The 16,271-nt window shown below is 56.8% G+C and carries 15 protein-coding genes; 5 read left to right on the forward strand and 10 right to left on the reverse strand.

The window, feature by feature from the left end; all coding sequences use genetic code 11:
• The first annotated feature begins 122 nt into the window (after positions 1 to 122).
• Positions 123 to 941 (forward strand): acyl-CoA dehydrogenase family protein, encoded by an 819-nt coding sequence (locus QQL78_RS20325; protein WP_284376576.1) that lies wholly within the window; start codon positions 123 to 125, stop codon positions 939 to 941.
• 252 nt (positions 942 to 1,193) lie between these two features.
• Here QQL78_RS20325 and QQL78_RS20330 read toward each other — a convergent pair whose 3' ends face one another.
• The 6 genes from QQL78_RS20330 to QQL78_RS20355 all read right to left on the reverse strand — a co-directional run bounded on the left by QQL78_RS20330 (position 1,194) and on the right by QQL78_RS20355 (position 5,690).
• Complete coding sequence (locus QQL78_RS20330; protein ID WP_089423290.1) at positions 1,194 to 1,682, reverse strand: luciferase domain-containing protein; 489 nt, start codon at positions 1,680 to 1,682, stop codon at positions 1,194 to 1,196.
• Between the two features lie 24 nt (positions 1,683 to 1,706).
• Complete coding sequence (locus tag QQL78_RS20335; RefSeq protein ID WP_138925280.1) at positions 1,707 to 2,738, reverse strand: Atu2307/SP_0267 family LLM class monooxygenase; 1,032 nt, start codon at positions 2,736 to 2,738, stop codon at positions 1,707 to 1,709.
• Between the two features lie 60 nt (positions 2,739 to 2,798).
• The gene (locus QQL78_RS20340) at positions 2,799 to 3,434 is read right to left on the reverse strand and encodes a glutathione S-transferase family protein (RefSeq protein WP_284376583.1); all 636 of its coding nucleotides are present in this window, start codon (positions 3,432 to 3,434) and stop codon (positions 2,799 to 2,801) included.
• Positions 3,435 to 3,444: 10 nt separating this feature from the next.
• Complete coding sequence (locus tag QQL78_RS20345; RefSeq protein ID WP_148057197.1) at positions 3,445 to 4,344, reverse strand: NAD(P)H-binding protein; 900 nt, start codon at positions 4,342 to 4,344, stop codon at positions 3,445 to 3,447.
• Positions 4,345 to 4,399: 55 nt separating this feature from the next.
• On the reverse strand, positions 4,400 to 5,212 hold the full coding sequence (locus tag QQL78_RS20350) for a DODA-type extradiol aromatic ring-opening family dioxygenase (protein ID WP_148057198.1): 813 nt from the start codon (positions 5,210 to 5,212) through the stop codon (positions 4,400 to 4,402).
• A 73-nt stretch (positions 5,213 to 5,285) separates the two neighbouring features.
• Positions 5,286 to 5,690: a DoxX family protein gene (locus tag QQL78_RS20355; protein ID WP_148057199.1), complete on the reverse strand. Its 405-nt coding sequence runs from the start codon at positions 5,688 to 5,690 to the stop codon at positions 5,286 to 5,288.
• A 153-nt stretch (positions 5,691 to 5,843) separates the two neighbouring features.
• Here QQL78_RS20355 and QQL78_RS20360 point away from each other — a divergent pair, with 153 nt between their 5' ends.
• From QQL78_RS20360 to QQL78_RS20370, 3 genes are all read left to right on the forward strand, one after another.
• The gene (locus QQL78_RS20360; protein WP_284376594.1) at positions 5,844 to 6,197 is read left to right on the forward strand and encodes a winged helix-turn-helix transcriptional regulator; all 354 of its coding nucleotides are present in this window, start codon (positions 5,844 to 5,846) and stop codon (positions 6,195 to 6,197) included.
• A gap of 217 nt (positions 6,198 to 6,414) precedes the next feature.
• A complete protein-coding gene (locus QQL78_RS20365; protein WP_284376595.1) occupies positions 6,415 to 7,779 on the forward strand; it encodes an ISNCY family transposase in 1,365 nt (454 codons plus the stop codon).
• 171 nt (positions 7,780 to 7,950) lie between these two features.
• Positions 7,951 to 8,697 (forward strand): hypothetical protein, encoded by a 747-nt coding sequence (locus QQL78_RS20370; protein ID WP_386259515.1) that lies wholly within the window; start codon positions 7,951 to 7,953, stop codon positions 8,695 to 8,697.
• Between the two features lie 65 nt (positions 8,698 to 8,762).
• Here QQL78_RS20370 and QQL78_RS20375 read toward each other — a convergent pair whose 3' ends face one another.
• The gene (locus tag QQL78_RS20375; RefSeq protein ID WP_284376599.1) at positions 8,763 to 11,741 is read right to left on the reverse strand and encodes a Tn3 family transposase; all 2,979 of its coding nucleotides are present in this window, start codon (positions 11,739 to 11,741) and stop codon (positions 8,763 to 8,765) included.
• 140 nt (positions 11,742 to 11,881) lie between these two features.
• On the opposite strand from QQL78_RS20375, the gene QQL78_RS20380 reads away from it, so the two are divergent.
• Complete coding sequence (locus QQL78_RS20380; RefSeq protein WP_284376601.1) at positions 11,882 to 12,448, forward strand: recombinase family protein; 567 nt, start codon at positions 11,882 to 11,884, stop codon at positions 12,446 to 12,448.
• Between the two features lie 264 nt (positions 12,449 to 12,712).
• Here the strand turns inward: QQL78_RS20380 and QQL78_RS20385 are convergent, their stop codons facing one another.
• The 3 genes from QQL78_RS20385 to QQL78_RS20395 all read right to left on the reverse strand — a co-directional run bounded on the left by QQL78_RS20385 (position 12,713) and on the right by QQL78_RS20395 (position 16,023).
• On the reverse strand, positions 12,713 to 14,251 hold the full coding sequence (locus QQL78_RS20385; protein ID WP_284376603.1) for a Fic family protein: 1,539 nt from the start codon (positions 14,249 to 14,251) through the stop codon (positions 12,713 to 12,715).
• 271 nt (positions 14,252 to 14,522) lie between these two features.
• Positions 14,523 to 15,122: an SMC-Scp complex subunit ScpB gene (gene scpB, locus QQL78_RS20390; protein ID WP_284376605.1), complete on the reverse strand. Its 600-nt coding sequence runs from the start codon at positions 15,120 to 15,122 to the stop codon at positions 14,523 to 14,525.
• 1 nt (position 15,123) lies between these two features.
• Positions 15,124 to 16,023: a DUF1403 family protein gene (locus QQL78_RS20395; RefSeq protein WP_284376607.1), complete on the reverse strand. Its 900-nt coding sequence runs from the start codon at positions 16,021 to 16,023 to the stop codon at positions 15,124 to 15,126.
• Between the last annotated feature and the right edge of the window lie 248 nt (positions 16,024 to 16,271).

Consider the following 16,271-nt stretch of genomic DNA (forward strand, 5'->3'; position numbering starts at 1 on the left):
CAGTATCCTAATTAAAGGTACAATGCCACAAATAGAGGTACAAGCAGCCATTGAAAAGTCAGGGAAAAATTAGCCTCTATTCTCTTTAATTAGGGCACAACGACATAGGCACACCCGAACAAATGGCACGCTGGATGCCGGGTATCACGTCAGGCAAAAGCGTCTGTGCCGTTGCCGTAACCGAACCCGGTGCCGGGTCAGACGTGGCAGGAATGCGCACACGCGCGGTCCGCGACGGCAATGGCTGGGTGATCAACGGTACCAAAATGTTCATCACTAATGGTGTGCATGGCGATCTGTTTTTCGTCGCTGCCAAAACCAACACCGAAGCAAAAGGTTCGCGCGGGGTCACGATCTTTGCAGTCGAAAAAGGCACAGCGGGATTTTCGGTCGGCAAGAAGCTGAACAAGACTGGATGGCTGTGTTCGGATACTGCCGAACTGGTTTTTGACAACGTCCGTGTCACAGGCGACCATATTCTGGGCGAGGTTGATAAGGGTTTCTACGCCATCATGAAGAACTTTCAGAACGAACGAACGGTTCTGGGAGCGATGGCCATGGGTGAGGCGCAGAAAGCCATCGAACTGACGCTGGATTATGTGAAGGATCGTCCTGCCTTTGGCGGTGTTCTATGGGACAAACAGGTGATCCGTCACCGACTTGCCGAGCGCGCCGCCCAGGTCGAGGCTGGCCGGCAACTAGTCTACAGCGCGGCGTGGAAAGACGCTCAGGGGATGGATTGTGTCAAAGAGGTTTCGATGGTCAAGGCCTATTGCGGCGATCTGGTCAACAAGGTGATGTATGATTGCGTTCAGTTTCACGGCGGCATGGGCTACATGCGCGAAACCCCGGTTGAACGGATGTCTCGCGACGCGCGTATTCAGGCCATTGGCGGCGGCGCAACCGAAGTGATGTTGGAAGAAATTGCCAAGCGGCTTTAGACGGCAAGAACTGGATTCCGGATGAATTAACGTGTTTGTTGAACTGAGAGGTTAACGCTCTTTGCGGTGCCATTGGCACGAAACCCCACGGTATCGATCTGGCACGTGTAACTACTCTGACTTGTCACGAACATCTGAAATTGACCGAAACTCATTTCGCCTCGTCCTCCGCTCAAAAGTTCGCAGATTTTGCTCAGGTTTAATGCGCCAGCTCGGGCGCTAAATGCGTTCAGAAACATGGGGGAGCCAGCTTCACAGCCGGATCGACGCGGGGTTTGAGAGTTTTCCACGCGCGAAATCATAAGACGTAGCGAGGATTTTCAATGCTGTTTCGATCTCGGCTGTGTCCCGCGCGGCGAACACCATGACGGCGGTTGCGGGGATCATGCCTGAGGCCGCCATCGGGTGCGGCTCGCCCCATCCTTTAGCGAACAGTTCAAGCGTACATTCGATTGGCAGCATCAGATGCATGGAGCCGTCATAATGCGGATGCACATGGGCAAACTCATTTCCCACCATAAAAGATTCTTGACAGCCGTGGGCATGATCATGTGCCAGCCAAAGAGCTTCGGCTCCGGGGACAGAGATAATGCTGGGGCGACGCTCGACAAAGGGAAAATCAAATGCGCGCTCTTTGAGCTTTTGATAGGTACTGGCATCGGGGTTTTGGCTTACCTGCTCGTGAGGCGCGCAATCGGTAGTCTCTGGTCGCGGGCCGATGCGGGGCGTCAGTTCAAACATTTCCAGCCTTTGTGGTTTATATGGTTAGGACCCCAGAGCCTTGCGGACATCCGGTGCAACGCGGGTTCCCAGGATCTCGATCGCGTTCATCAGGGATTTTTGATCGAGCCGCCCGATCGCCATCTGAATGGTAATCCGTGTAAAGCCGAAGATTTCATGATGGGCGAGGATCTTGTCGGTCAGTTCTGCGGGGCCGCCCACGAACAACGCGCCGCTGGGGCCGCTCATGGTATCAAACTGTTCACGGGTTGCCGGGGGCCATCCGCGTTCTGCGCCAAGTCGGGTCATGACCTCGTTATGCGGGCCACTGTAAATGTCGCGGGCGGCTTGACTGGTTTCGGCCACAAACCCATGCACATTCAGTGAGGTTTCAAAGATGGCCGGGTCGTGCCCGGCCTTGGTGGCGGCAGAGCGGTAAAGATCGAACAAAGGCGCAAACCGCACAGGTTCCCCGCCAATTATACCAAGCGCAAGAGGCAGGCCAAGTGTGCCGGCCCGCACCGCCGATTGTGGGGTTCCCCCGATACCCAGCCAGATCGGCAGCTTGTCCTGATAGGGACGTGGATAGACGCCCTGATGATCGACCGCAGGCAAATGTTTTGTGCCAGGCCAACTTATGTGTTCGGCTTCGTTCACCATCATCAAAAGCTGGAGTTTTTCAGCAAAAAGGCCGTCGTAGTCATCCAGCGCATGACCAAACAGCGGAAAGGATTCAACAAAGGCACCGCGCCCGACCATGATCTCGGCGCGCCCCTGGGTCAGGTTGTCCAGCGTCGAAAACTGTTGGAAGACGCGAATCGGATCATCGGAACTAAGCACAGTGACGGCGCTGGAAAGGCGGATGTTTTTGGTTTGTGTAGCCGCCGCTGCCAGCGCTACAGCAGGATTTGAAACTGCATAGTCGGGGCGGTGATGTTCGCCAACGCCGAACCAATCCAGCCCGACCTGATCGGCCAGCACGATTTCCTCAACCAGATTGCGCAGCCTTTGGGAAGGGCTGACGCTGCCAGCTTGATCGGCGCCCGACTCTGCGAATGTGTATATGCCTATTTGCACGATATGGCCTTCTTTGGGGCGGGGGCGAATACCTCGCCCCCGCAGATATTTCCGTGGATTCTAAACGCCAAATAGGGCCCGAACAGGTGCAAACGCCTCCTTCCACGAAGCGCGCGCCTCAAGCCGTTCGATCCAGGCCGCGACGTTCGGGAGATCGTCAAGCGAGATATCAGACTGCACACGGTACATGAATGTCGAGGCCAGCGCGAAATCCGCAACGCTAAGATCGCCCGCGATCCAATCCTTGCCCGCAAGGCCGAATTCCAGCACTGCTAGGAACTGATCTACGTTCTTCAACTCGGCGTCTATGACGCTTTGATCCGCCTCTCCCATGCCGAACTTCGCTTTCAGGAACCGCTCGAACGACAACTTTTGCATTGCCGGACCAAGGTGAATTGTCTGCCAGTAAAGCCACTGATCCACCGTTGCCCGGGCCTTTGGGTCGTCAGGATAAAGACCGCGCTCGGGTTTCTTGCTTGCCAGATAGGAATTGATGGCGCGGGATTCCCATATCACGAAATCGCCGTCTGCCAGCACCGGCACCTTGGCATTGGGATTCATCGACAGGAATTCCACGCTGCGGTTGTCGCCGCCGCGTATGTCGACCTCGATGATCTCAAGATCGATCCCCAGTTCCAGGGCAACCGCCCGCACCCGAAGGGCGTTGGGCGAGAAATTGGCGTTGTAAAGCTTCATCATGGTTTCCTTATTGCGCCGGTGGGGTGAGCAGGGCCGCCTTGTTGGCAATCAAGAAATCACGCGCCGACTGGCCGGCCTGTCCGGTCAGTTTTTCCAGATCACCCGTTGCAACACTCAGATAGTCCTTGGCCATCGCCTCGTCGAAGGACGCAAAAACCTTTGCCATGAACTCTGGCAAGCCAGCGCCGATCATTGCCTGGACCAGATCGTCGGTTGAGATCGGGATATAGGGGATATCCTTGCCCGAGATTTCCGACAGGAAGGCCGCGATGTCGCTTTGGGAAAGCGCCGCGGGGCCGGTGATGTCCAAAACGCTTGAACCGGTTTCCTGCATCAGGGCCGCTGCAGCGGCGCGGGCGCAATCGGCGCGAGTAACATAGCCGGTTTTCCCCTCAGCGGCAGCGGCGAAGTGTTGCCCCATTCCAATGCTTTGCCCACCACCCATCAGCACCAGATCGGTGTAAAGGTTGTTGCGCAGGATGGTATAGTCGACACCGGTGTCCTTGATTAGCGCTTCGGTGTCGCTGTGATCTTTGGCGAACGTGATCGGGCTTTCCTCAACCGGGTTTGTCAATGACGTATAAACGATATGTGTGATCCCTTCCTTCGTCGCGGCTGCAACGGCGTTTTTATGCGCTGCCAGTCGCTTGCCTGGTTCCAGATCGTCGGTCGAAATGATCAGCAAACGCTTGCCACCCGCAAAAGCCGCGCTCAACGATGCGGGGTCGTTGAAATCACCCTTGCGGGCCTCAACTCCCTTGTCAGCCAGATCGGCCAGCTTTTCCGGCGAACGGGAGACGGCGATGATCGGACCGGCACCGGCCGCAATCAGATTGTCGATGACCTGTCGGCCAAGTTGGCCGGATGCACCGGTGACGATGAAAGGGCCGTTTTGAATGTTTGTCATTGGGTATTCCTCGATTTTTCGGGTTGGATTTGGATGTTCAAGCGTCTGATGGGATTCAGCCAAAGGTAAACGCGCTTTCGACTGCTCCGAGCACGTGATCCTCCAGCGTTTTCACGCCTTTGTCGGCAAGGGCGGCCCCCGCGACAACATGCAGCGGAATCAGATGTTCTTCGCGCGGGTTGGCATCGCGGGCACCAGGGGCGGCGTCCCACCGAGCCAGCATTTGATCACGCTCTGCTGGATCGGTGCGGGTGGCCGCATCGCTTAGCCAGCGGTCAAATTCCTGCCCGTTCACGGAATCGGTTGCACCACCCCGCATCGCATGCATCATTTTTTGCATGTTGTGATAGGTGTTGCCCGAACCGATGATCAGAACACCTTCATCTCGCAACGGTGCCAGTGCCCGCCCGACCGCAATATGCGCAGTTGGGTCAAGATCACTTCGCAAGCTAAGCTGCACACAGGGAATGTCTGCCTGCGGAAAGGCCACCTTGAGCGGGATGAACACGCCGTGATCGTAACCGCGCGCCTCATCAACGGGGCAGGGGAACCCGGCCGCCTCGACCAGCGTCTGCACCCTGTCGGACAGCGCGACATCGCCGGGCGCGGGCCAAGTCAGTTCGTAGGTGTGAGGTGGAAACCCGTTATAATCGAACAACAGCGACGGGGCCGGGTTTTTCTGCACCGTAAATTGCGGCTCTTCCCAATGGCCTGAAATCACCAGCAACGCCTTGGGGGCTTCCGGCAATGACGCGGACACATCGGCAAGGAACTCGCGCTGCCGGTTCCAGGTTTCTGGCGGGTCCCAGTCCATGAAGAAACAGGGGCCTCCACCGTGTGGAATGAACATCGTTGGCATTCGGGTCATGTACTGCATCCTTTCGTCTTTATTGCGAGCGAAGCCTGACGATCCAGCCCGCCTATGGTTGCTAAGATTCCGGTTACGCCGCGCTATTCAGCAAATCACCGTAGGGCGATTTCTTTTCGCGAACCCGGTTTTGCGTCAGGAACGATATGATCAGTGCCGCCCATGCGATGATCGCCGGCGGCCAGCCCGGATCGCCCGCAGCTATATGCGCTGAAGCGGCCAGCAACAGGTGCCAGAACATCGCCGCATAGGCGAAATCGGACAGGAACGTCGACGGGCGCCAAAGGATGACTACGGCCGCCACGATCTTTAGGATGGCCAACGGCCATATTATGTAGGTTGGGTACTTCAACAAGCCCTCATACATTCCCGCAACCATGTCATGCGCGGTGATGTAAAATGTCGCCCCGCCCAGATAGACCAACGCAACCAACCCGGTTGCCGCCCAGTATGTAATTTTCACAGATTTTTCGCTCATTTCGACGTCCGCTTTTTTTGTAATATTTGCCTGGGCATTCTTCCGAATGGCTCACCCTTGCTAGGTTTTGCTATTCGCTCTAGTATTATAAAGCGTCTTAGTTTTGAAAGAAAAGTAGGCACTGAAAAGTAACTGCCCTTGGAGAACCTCAAAATGAAACAAACAACACCGCCCGCGTGTCCCATGGACTCCATTCTGCGCTTGCTGATGGGGCCGTGGACAACTTATATTCTCTGGGTCCTTAGTGACGGCGGGCCACAACGTTTTGGGGTGCTAAAACGGGCAGTGCCGGGAATTTCGACTCGTGTTCTGACCGAACGGTTGCGAATGTTGCAGGCGGCCGGGGTGATCTGGCGCGATCAGACCCAAACGATCCCGCCCGCCGTTACCTATGGTCTGACTGAACGAGGTGACGATCTGCGCCAAGTGCTCGAATCCTTGGGTGAAGTCGCGCAGCGCTGGCAATCCGAAGGGGCGTTTGAAACGGGTGATGTTGCTGCAGAATGATCAATACGACGATGTAGTGGTCCACATAATTTTGATCTGCTACCGCAAAATCTGCCAATTTGAGCCAATATTAATTGCTTAGTATCCGGCTTGCCACGCTATATTTAACATAAGATAGATTATGCGTATTATTATCAATGTAGCCGCAAAGCTAAAATGTCACCCATGAGCAATTCAGGAATGTCACTCTCCCTTCCGAGACTGAGGGAGATTGGGCATGGGATGGGTGGTTATGAGCGAGCGCGAGTTGAAGCGCGTGGAGGTTTTGGCGCAGGTCGATGATGGACGGCTGAGCGTCGACAATGCTGCGAACATGCTGGCACTGACGCGTCGGCAGATTTTCCGGCTGCTGAAGCTTTATCGTCAGGATGGCGCGTCGGCGATCCGGCACAAGGCGCGCGGCAAGCCCCCGAACAATCGCATCCACAAAGCCAAACGGGATTACGCGCTGTCGCTGATCAAAGACAACTATCCCGACTTTGGGCCGACCCTGGCGGCGGAGATGCTGGCCGAGCATCATGGGTTCAAGGTGTCGCGCGAGACGGTTCGCAAGTGGATGCAGGAAGACGGTCTTTGGCTCTCGCGCAAACAGCGTCGGACATTTCATCAGCCCAGATTGCGCAGAGAATGCTTTGGCGAGCTCATACAGATTGACGGCTCGGAGCACCGCTGGTTCGAGGATCGGGGCGATCCCTGCACCCTGCTCGTCTTCATCGACGATGCCACCAGCACGCTCATGGAACTGCGCTTCGTCAAGTCAGAGAGCACCTTCAGCTATTTCGAAGCATTGGAGCGCTATCTGACGACGCACGGCCGCCCAGTTGCTTTCTACAGCGACAAGCACACGGTCTTTCGCGTGCCAAAACCCAGCGAGCACATGACCGGCATGACCCAGTTCGGACGCGCTCTGGCAGAGCTGCAGATCGAGATATTGTGCGCCAATACCAGCCAGGCCAAGGGCCGCGTGGAACGTGCGAACCGGACGTTACAGGACCGCCTGGTCAAAGAGTTGCGCATCGCGGGCATCTCGGACATGAAGGCTGCAAATGCCTTCCTTCCTGGCTTCATGGAACGCTATAACGACAGGCTTGCCAAGCCCGCTGCCCGTCCGGATAATTTGCACCGTGCGTTGAACGCCGCACCGGATCGGCTGGCCGAGATCTTCTGTCTGCGCAACAAACGCTATGTCAGCAAGGATCTGACCCTGAAGTACGACCACAAGCGCATCCGGCTGGAGGTCAACGATCTGACGCGCGGTTTGGTCGGTAAATACGCCGACACCTACGAGTTCCCTGACGGGCGCATCCAGGTTCGGCACAATGGCGTTGCCCTGCCCTGCACCATCTTCGATCCGCATCAGCAGCGCGTCACGCACGCGGCGATCACCGACAACAAACACCTCAGCGCAGTGCTGGCCCATATCAAGGCCGAACAGGACAAGGTCGCCGCCAGCGCCGAGGTGCGCCCGGAAAGTGCCAGAAACGGATACCAGAAGAACGGACGCCGCAACAACGGCTGGAACACCCTCGCAGACCGCAAGCGAAACGCGGCCAGCAAAGCCAGCCAGGGCTGCGATAATTGAGGTCTCCGCCCTGTCAGGCTTTGCTCCCCTCAGCGCATTTGGTGACACTTCTGCTTTGCAGACCGGGTGACATTTCTACTTGGTTGCAACATTATCAATAATATATTTAACGTTGTAATAATATACTAACGGAGTTATGCTGCTTATACCCTACTCGATAGGATGCTTCACATGCTTCGCTCATTTCGAAAATACTCAATTGTCGTCGTACTTGCACTTGTTGGTTCGTCCGTAGGTCTTGCCAATCGTGTTCAGGCTCAAACTTACCAGATCGACTGCGCAATACTGCTGTGCCTCTCTGGCGGTTGGCCAGCATCAGTTCCGTGCGCCCGTGCACGCGCCGAATTCATCCGCCGGATCACGCCTTGGCCTGTTGAACCGCCATTGCAGATTTGGCGGTGCCCGATGGGCGTATCGTATGATCCAGTTGCACCGTCGGATAATCAAGGTCGTTTCTACGATATTTTGTTCACTAGTCAGGATCGCCTGCGACCGCTTTTGGCGCCTACAACCGAACCTCTGCCTTCTGAAAATGCCGTTTTGAATTTTGACGGACCAAAGCCGAACTTGCTTCCGGAAGGACTTGCGCTCCAGTTGGTCCAAGACCGCGCTGACATCGACATCAGCGGCCCCGAATTCAACTTTGTACGCTCAATCCGCGTCTACGATGTTAGATACGCACGCCAAAACGAGTCTGGCCGTGACGGAGATTGCAACCGATCCGCAACCATTTACCTTGGCACCTATGGAACCCAAGGTGATTTTTCATGGGCTCGGTCTGCTCCAGCAGCTCTACCCGAGGCACATATTGGCCTTGAAAGATGGGGGTACAATTGCCCGAGTATTTACCATCGATCAGTTTTCGTTGATTGGCGCGACTATGAAGGAAACTACGGCTTCGAACAGGTCAATTACTGACGGAGCGTAAGGGTTATTACTTAATCGAAACTGGCCCCGTCGGAAGGTTTCTTCGTAAAACCACGCTAAGTGAGAACAATTAGCGAACCCGATCGCGAGCTTTCGTCTCGGTTTGGCCTGATGTTTAACGGTCGTGCAATTTTGCGCTCAGCGGCTCCGGAATGCCAGTCGAAGTCGCCGGACAGGATGATGTGCTCCCATCCGAGCGGCGATGTATGCGGCAGGAGGGCTGGATCGTATAAGGGGCTAGACTTCGCAAGATGGCCGGCGGCTTTATCCATGTAGATCGTGTTCCAGAACGTGATGGCGGCGATGACGAGGTTGAGCGCCATGGCGCGTTTCTGTTGGGCCGCGTCAGAGCGATCGTGGATACGCCCTTGTGAATGCGCAAATACGGCCCTGGCCAGCGAGTGGCGCGCTTCGCCCTTGTTGAGACCTGCGTGGCACTCCATGCGCAGATCGGCGTTCTCGATCCAGTCGAGCATGAAGAGCGTGCGTTCGATCCGGCCGATTTCACCGAGGGCAAGATACAGCCGGTTCTGTTGCCGGTACGCCCCAAGCTTGCGCAGGATTTCGGACGGTTTCAGAGACTTGTCCTGAATGCTGGCCGCGAGCCGCATGATGTCGCCCCAATGCTGCCGGATCACCTCTTCGTTGATCGGCTTGCCGATGATGGGCGACAAGTTTGCCCACGCCTTCGCGCTTCCGAAGCAGGCCAACCGCCGATCGGGAAAATCGCGCAAACGCGGCGCGAAGGTCATCCCCAACAGATGGAATAGAGCAAAGACGTGGTCCGACACGCCGCCGGTATCTGTGTAATGGACGAGGGGGTCAAAGCTGGCTGGATTTCCCAGGAGACCATCGAGCACAAAGGGTGCCTCCCCTGCCGTCGCTCCGATCACACTGGAATGGAACGATCCGTATTGGCCTGACAGGAAGGAGTAGATCTTCAGCCCGGGGTCTGGCCCGTATTTGGCGTTGATGACCCCGCTGCCCCGGTTCGCGGAGAAGAATTGGCCGTCCGACGAGCTGTGTTCGGCCGCGCCCCAGTGCTGCGCAAAGGAAAGGCCATGATGAGCGTCTACAATGCGGCCCAAGGCATCGGCGAACGTCTCTGGCCGCAGGTACCATGTCTGCGCCCAGGTCAGCTGCGCATGACTGACACGCGATGAGGCATAGGCCATCCGCTCAAGGCCGAGATTGGTCGCCCCGGCCAGAATCGTGGCCAAGACGGCAGCCGGCTCATCGTGATGCTTGCCAGACCGCAGATCGGTGAAGGCGTCGAGGAATTCCGTCTGCGCATTCACCTCCCAAAGCAACTCCGTGATGCGGATACGTGGCATCACGGCGTCAATCGCCCGCTCCAGACGCACTGCAGCGGGAGGTGTCACCGCGTCATGTGGCGTGATCTTCAGTCGCCCGCGCTCAATCCGGACACTAGGGAAAGCATTGCGTTTCAAGGCGTGGTCCACTTGGTCAAGGCGTTTCGCCAGCGTGGCCCGGCGATCAGCCAGCCAAGCCTCCGGATTGGTCTCGAAGCCAGCGTCCCGCATAGCGGCTTCGGCATTGTCTCGGGGCATGAGATAGCTGTCGAACCGGCGATACTCACGGCTGCCATCGACCCAGACATCCCCGGCGCGCAAACGGTCTCGCAAGGTGGAGACAACGGCGGTTTCGTAAACGCGTCGTTTCGGTTGACCGTCCTGAACGATCAGCGACCGCCAATGCTTGGCGGCAAAGGGCATGGGCGGATCATCCGGCAACTTGCGCTTGCCGGTCTGGTTCTGGTCGCGCAACAAGGCAATCGCGTCCTTGAGCTCATCCCCTGCATCGGTGGCATTGAACTGGAAGGCTTCAAGAAAAGCAGGAGCGAACTTACGCATATAGGCATAGCGCTCAGCCGCCAGGGAAAGCGGATCACTGGTGGCCAGTTCCCCGAAGCCGGCGATTTCAGCTCGAGTGCCCAAGAGCTTGTCCCAACCGATTTCTACATCGAGCGCAGCAAAGGGATCCTGCCCCAATTCTTGTGCGCGGGCCATGGCATCAATGGACTCGCCGAAGAGCTGCATCAGCTTGCCGACCCGTGCCTTGCCCATACGCCAAACCTCCTCCTGGCGGTTGCGGGATCTTGAGAACAGCTGGCCGGTCAGCCGCTCGAACATGGCGATGGTCGCGTCGGTGATCGTGATGGATAAATCCGTCATCTGTGCCGCCAGCGTTGCGATCCGCCGCCGCTCACCAAAATCGTTCAGCAAACTCACGGGTGCCACGGCGCCTTCGCGCGCGAACTTGAGCAGCCGGTCCGGGTGCAAGCCCTGTCCAAGGTCTGGCGGCAAGTCCAATGATCGCAGATATTTCAGACGGTCCAGAAGCGCGGTCATGCTGGCGGGACTCGTCGAATGCGGAAAGCCGCGCAACCAGGTGAGCCGCGTTTGCCCAACGGATGGGTCGTTCACCAGAAGCCTCTGCAGCCTGCCGCGCTGCTCTGGTGATAGGGCGTCGAACAGCGCAGCGGCAGCCTCCCGCCGCGCGCGTGCGCGGCCCTTCAAAGCGAGGCGCTCGATTGTGCCGACGCTCGGCAACGCCAGACGGTGCCTTCGCAGTGCCGCAATGAGCGTCTCGACAATATTGACGCCGTGATCCGTCGCGAATGCGGCCCTCGTGGCAATATCCTCTGCTTGCTGCACATGCTCCGGCCCGAAGGAAGACAGCCCCAAATGATGCATCGCGAGGGCATGGTGTTCGTGCCGGGTATTTCGCCTGACGGCATAATCGTCGAGAGAACAAGCATCGACCTGAAGTTGCTCTGCAAGCCAGGTGATCATTTCAGCGGGCGGCATAAGGTCTTCGCCCCACCCCAGGCCAGGGTGGCGCAGCAAGGAAATATGCACCGCAAGCCCAAGGTGGTTTTCGGCGCGGCGTCGGGTACGGATCAGGTCAATGTCATCTCCGCTCAGCAGATAGTGACGGATCAAGGCTTCGGAATCTGTCGGCACCCCGAAGAGTTCCGCATACGCGCGGGAGGAAAGAAGTCTGCGGGCCATAAGGTGTCCTCAAAACGCTGTTGCAAGTTTGAAGACGCCCAATATTATAGAGACTGATAAAAAGACAGATTTACCGTCCTAATCCAAGATTAGAGCGGCCACAGGAAATCAGGCCCTAAAACGGTCGTTTTGGAGACACCATGCCACGCACAGGCGACATTCTCGGATATGCAAGGGTCTCAACCGCTGATCAGGATCTGTCTGGCCAGAAAGACCGACTGCTACAGCACGGCGCGGTACGCGTGTTCGAGGACGTGATCTCAGGCAAGACGTTCAACCGACCCGGTCTGGCTGCCTTACTCGATCAGGCCCGCCCCAACGATACGCTTGCTGTCATCCGGCTCGATCGTCTGGGTCGGTCGCTCAAGGAACTGCTCAAAACGGTCGATGACCTCAAGGCCAGAGAAATCAATCTGATCAGCCTGGAGGAGCGGATCGACACAACGTCCGCCGCAGGTGAACTGGTGTTCCATGTCTTCGGCGCCATTGCGCATTTCGAGCGCCGCCTGATCTCGGAGCGCACCAAAGACGGACTGATCAACGCCCGAAAGCATGGTCGCGCCCCTGGGCGACCGCCATTGCCGCCCGAAACAATCTCAGCTCTCCAAGACCTCGTCGGCGCAGGAAAATCCGTCTCACAAGCCGCCAAACACCTCGGCATAGGCAGGTCAACAGCTTACAAGGTGATCAGAAACGCCACACAGTAACCCGTGTTCAGGATCCGTTCTCCCTTAGCGTGGTTTTACGAAGAAACCTTCCGATGGGGCCAATAAGCATGAGAACATCTTAGATCATTCAAAAACATTGCGCACCGGATTTATGCACCAATCTATGGGCCTTGTTACTATGGCCAGTGCCGACCGTTGCAAATATCATGATTTTCGCGACAGCTCGCTTGTTCGGTTTGCGCCTATAGCATACGAGCCCCAAGTTCTGGGAATTGGCGGTTTGGACCGACTACGTTGCCCTTGTTATCCTATCGCTTCTGTTTCTTGATCCTTAAGCGTATCTGCCAGAAACTTAGCGAATGGCACGATATCTTCTCGGACGCTCGCGGCTTCCAGCGCGACCATATATGCGGCACGGTTTTCGACTTTTATCACCGTCCATGGTTGTCCTGCTGCAGCCAACATCACATTCATCAAGAACCGAGCCGTACGGCCGTTCCCATCTAAGAACGGGTGTATGAATACAAAGATAAAATGACCGAGCACTACACGAACCGCAGGATTGGTCTCAGCCCGTAGAAGTTCGAAAAACACAGGCATACATTCACGGACGGCTTCGACGCTCATCGGCACATGCTGAGAGCCGCGAATGTAGACTGGCGCGTTTCGATAGCCCGCAAGCTGCGACGCCTTCAGTATGCCTGCCCCCACAGATGGCGTGAACAACGCCCGGTACCATGCTGTCAGATCACGCTCTGCGACTTCTCCAACATCTTCACCTTCAAGAACGGCGCGCACGCTTTCACGGACGCTTTGAAACGCCTCCCAATAGCCGCGTGCCGCAAGTGCATCTTTCATCGCAAGATCTTCTTTGTCCCCATCCGGGTTCCAACCTCCTGAGCGCACTTTCTCAATCAGTTCGGGTGAGACCCGATAGCCCTCGATGGACAGCGAATGATAGGCATCGGTCACATAGATTTCATCCATCGCGGTCAGATAGGCTTCGGCATCATTTGTGATCGGCTGAGCGGCAGGAAAATGCGCGATCACTGCTTCGCGCATGGCTTCCCACTTTAACCGGATGCGGTGCACATGCGGTGACGTTTCCCGCCCGGCATTGAGGACAGTCACGCTTTCCGCAAACGGATCGCTCATCCGCACATCATGTGACGCCGCTTTCATAGTTGAGACGATTTCATCGGCAATTCTTGTCTTGCCAATACTTCGAAACGCCCCCGCCAATCGCCCTGCTGCACTGGTGTGCCCACCCTCCAAAAGTCGCGCCAAGAGGGCAGAAGCATCTGGTATAATCGCTAGGATCGTCCGCGCATCTGTCGCGTTCTGTTTGAAGAAATTTTCAGGTACGCGGATCAATGCCTCTTCTATTGAGAACAGGCGTAACCCATCTTTGACGACAAGCGCGTCTCCCATCGCAAACGTCGCACGGGTCTCGAAGATCGAGGTCTTGTGTGGGAAGTCAGTTTTCATATTGCCCGCCTTCGGGGCTCGGACGAGCAGCTGCACCGGGACTGCCGTATCGCCTGCATGCAACTTCAGGGACTGCTCGGGTGACAACGACCAATCCTCACCAAATCGATCCGAGAGGTATTGGGCACAGAATCCCCAGAAGGAGGTGTACCAAGCGGTACTTTCACCGACGCGTTCGTCAGGCCGGGACATAATGTACCAGCCTTTGATCACTTCTTTTATAAATCCAGCTTTCAGCAATCGTTCCCGATGAGTTCTGGTCAAATTGGTAGACCTAATAGCGATGACACCCTTTGACTGAAGGTCGCTGATAACCTCCAAGGACTCCGCCAATTTCTCCGCTGCACTTGCCATCTCACAAACCCTCCACCTGTTCGGTCATTAGGGTTTGAGGCTGTAGTATATTTAGGCTTTAATGTCGATCACGTTTTAGGTTTTTGAGTTGTGAAATTTTTAGAATATTAAACCCAATCAAGAAAAAAACGGCACCGTACATGTCATTATTGATGTACAGATATACGTTTTCTGCGCTGTGCAAACACACGTAATCTCTGTCGATCATTACCGCGCTTACCTGCTTCACCTAAGATACTATCAGATCGCGTGCCTTGTGACCCAGCAGGCATTATTCATCAATGACGCCCACCCCGGCATCGTCCAACTGCTCCCGATCTGGCAGATCTCGCAGGCTTTCGAGATCAAACGCCACGAGGAATTTCTCCGTCGTCACGAAGGTGTAAGGCGCACCTCTGCGGGGACTGCGCGGCCCGGTGGCAATGAGATCCCGCGCATGCAGCCGCCCAATCACGTCACGGCTGATCTCCTTGCCAAAAATGTCCTTTAACCCATCACGCGTAATCGGCTGATTGTAGGCCACCGCGGCCAGAACGGCGACGTCAAACTCGCGCAAATCCAGATCCTGCCCACCTACATCCGCCGCAGCCCGGACCACAGCAGCATAAGTCGCGCGCGTGCGCAGCATCCAGCCACCAGCGACTGCCTCAAGCTCATAGGGACGTTCGGCCAAGTCTACCTGCAAATCCTGAATCAGCAGATCGACTGAAGCTCCCTGCCCTACAACGCGCGCCAGATCCTCGCGTGGCACCGGCGAAGCAGAGGCAAACAGCACCGCCTCGATCCTGCGCATCCACTCGCGCCAACGCAGTTCAACCGGTAGCTCCTCAAGCTCGCGGTCAACATCTGCGTCAGGCCGATCCTTTGCCATTTCAGACCCCGTACAATCGGGAGGTGTCGCGTCCGGTCAATTCCCGCACCACACCCAAGGCGACTAACCGATCACAGAGCCGCCGCGCCGCGCGGCCGCTCATGCCAGTGCGACCGGTCAAAGCGATCGCCGGCGACAGCGCATCTTTCGACAGGAATAGCGCGACCGCGTCCGCTGCCCCCTTCGCTCGCAGCTTTGGGATGACGGCCCGCAGGCGCGCTGCGCGACGGGTCAGGTCAGACGCAATCGGGAGCGTCGCACCAATCGAAGAGACCAACGCTGTATGACAGGCCAGCTGCAGCTCCTCGCCCTTGGTGCGCAGATCGCGCGATTTCAACTCGGTCGCCAGAAGCGGCAGAACGTGGGTCCATCCCAAAGACTGTGCCAAGACGGCATCGGCAACGATCAAGGCCATGACCTCCTCACGCGGATGCGCCGCCAGAACCACTTCCATAATAGTCGCGGCGCGCATGACCGGCCCACCCCGCCCCGTATCCAACCACGTGGCAATCTGTTCAGCGGTTACGGAAGGCAAAACGCGCTGCAGCGCCTTCACCGAGATGGGTCGTGCGGCCGCCCGCTGCCATTGCAGAAAGATCGCCCCCGCAGGACCTGGCTGATCGCCCGGTCGCAACAGATGCACTGCGTCCCGAAGCTCCCCTGCCCTTTCGGGTCGACCCAGCAAACGCATGCAAGCCTCTGACGCGGTCAGGCTCAGCCTGTCCCGCAACAAGGCGTGGGGGACATCCGCGCGCCCCACCACAAGATGCAGCGTGGCCAGTGCCGCCCCTGACAAAAACGCCACATCTTCAAGGGTTTCCGCGCGCGCAGAGGTGACCCACGGCGGCATCCGGGGTAGCGTATCGGAAGTGTCAGCAAGGTCTGATTGGGTAAATGTCATGCCGAAAGCCTACCTCAGTGCGGCGCTTATATCCATCAAATAGCGTCGAAACCGCCGCACCTTGCTGTTCTCTATTACGTCCAATAAGTTTGCATTATCGGACATGAAAAGATATGCTGAAAATCAGTTTAATTTCATCACTGGTGTCGCTTTAGTTTCATGGGTGGATTCGGCCGAAATTGCCTCTCTCGTCGAGGAAATTTCCATTTAACCGGTGGACGGACCTCTTGCTCAATCTGTGGACTCGT

This window comes from Sulfitobacter pacificus (genome assembly GCF_030159975.1).
In the GTDB taxonomy this organism is placed as follows: Bacteria; Pseudomonadota; Alphaproteobacteria; order Rhodobacterales; family Rhodobacteraceae; genus Sulfitobacter; species Sulfitobacter pacificus.

Coding starts and splice junctions, on each gene's coding strand:
- QQL78_RS20325 (WP_284376576.1), top strand. CDS start 123: ATGGCACGCTGGATGCCGGGTATCACGTCAGGCAAAAGCGTCTGTGCC.
- QQL78_RS20330 (WP_089423290.1), bottom strand. CDS start 1,682: ATGTTTGAACTGACGCCCCGCATCGGCCCGCGACCAGAGACTACCGAT.
- QQL78_RS20340 (WP_284376583.1), bottom strand. CDS start 3,434: ATGAAGCTTTACAACGCCAATTTCTCGCCCAACGCCCTTCGGGTGCGG.
- QQL78_RS20345 (WP_148057197.1), bottom strand. CDS start 4,344: ATGACAAACATTCAAAACGGCCCTTTCATCGTCACCGGTGCATCCGGC.
- QQL78_RS20350 (WP_148057198.1), bottom strand. CDS start 5,212: ATGACCCGAATGCCAACGATGTTCATTCCACACGGTGGAGGCCCCTGT.
- QQL78_RS20355 (WP_148057199.1), bottom strand. CDS start 5,690: ATGAGCGAAAAATCTGTGAAAATTACATACTGGGCGGCAACCGGGTTG.
- QQL78_RS20360 (WP_284376594.1), top strand. CDS start 5,844: ATGAAACAAACAACACCGCCCGCGTGTCCCATGGACTCCATTCTGCGC.
- QQL78_RS20365 (WP_284376595.1), top strand. CDS start 6,415: ATGGGATGGGTGGTTATGAGCGAGCGCGAGTTGAAGCGCGTGGAGGTT.
- QQL78_RS20370 (WP_386259515.1), top strand. CDS start 7,951: ATGCTTCGCTCATTTCGAAAATACTCAATTGTCGTCGTACTTGCACTT.
- QQL78_RS20375 (WP_284376599.1), bottom strand. CDS start 11,741: ATGGCCCGCAGACTTCTTTCCTCCCGCGCGTATGCGGAACTCTTCGGG.
- QQL78_RS20380 (WP_284376601.1), top strand. CDS start 11,882: ATGCCACGCACAGGCGACATTCTCGGATATGCAAGGGTCTCAACCGCT.
- QQL78_RS20385 (WP_284376603.1), bottom strand. CDS start 14,251: ATGGCAAGTGCAGCGGAGAAATTGGCGGAGTCCTTGGAGGTTATCAGC.
- scpB (WP_284376605.1), bottom strand. CDS start 15,122: ATGGCAAAGGATCGGCCTGACGCAGATGTTGACCGCGAGCTTGAGGAG.
- QQL78_RS20395 (WP_284376607.1), bottom strand. CDS start 16,023: ATGACATTTACCCAATCAGACCTTGCTGACACTTCCGATACGCTACCC.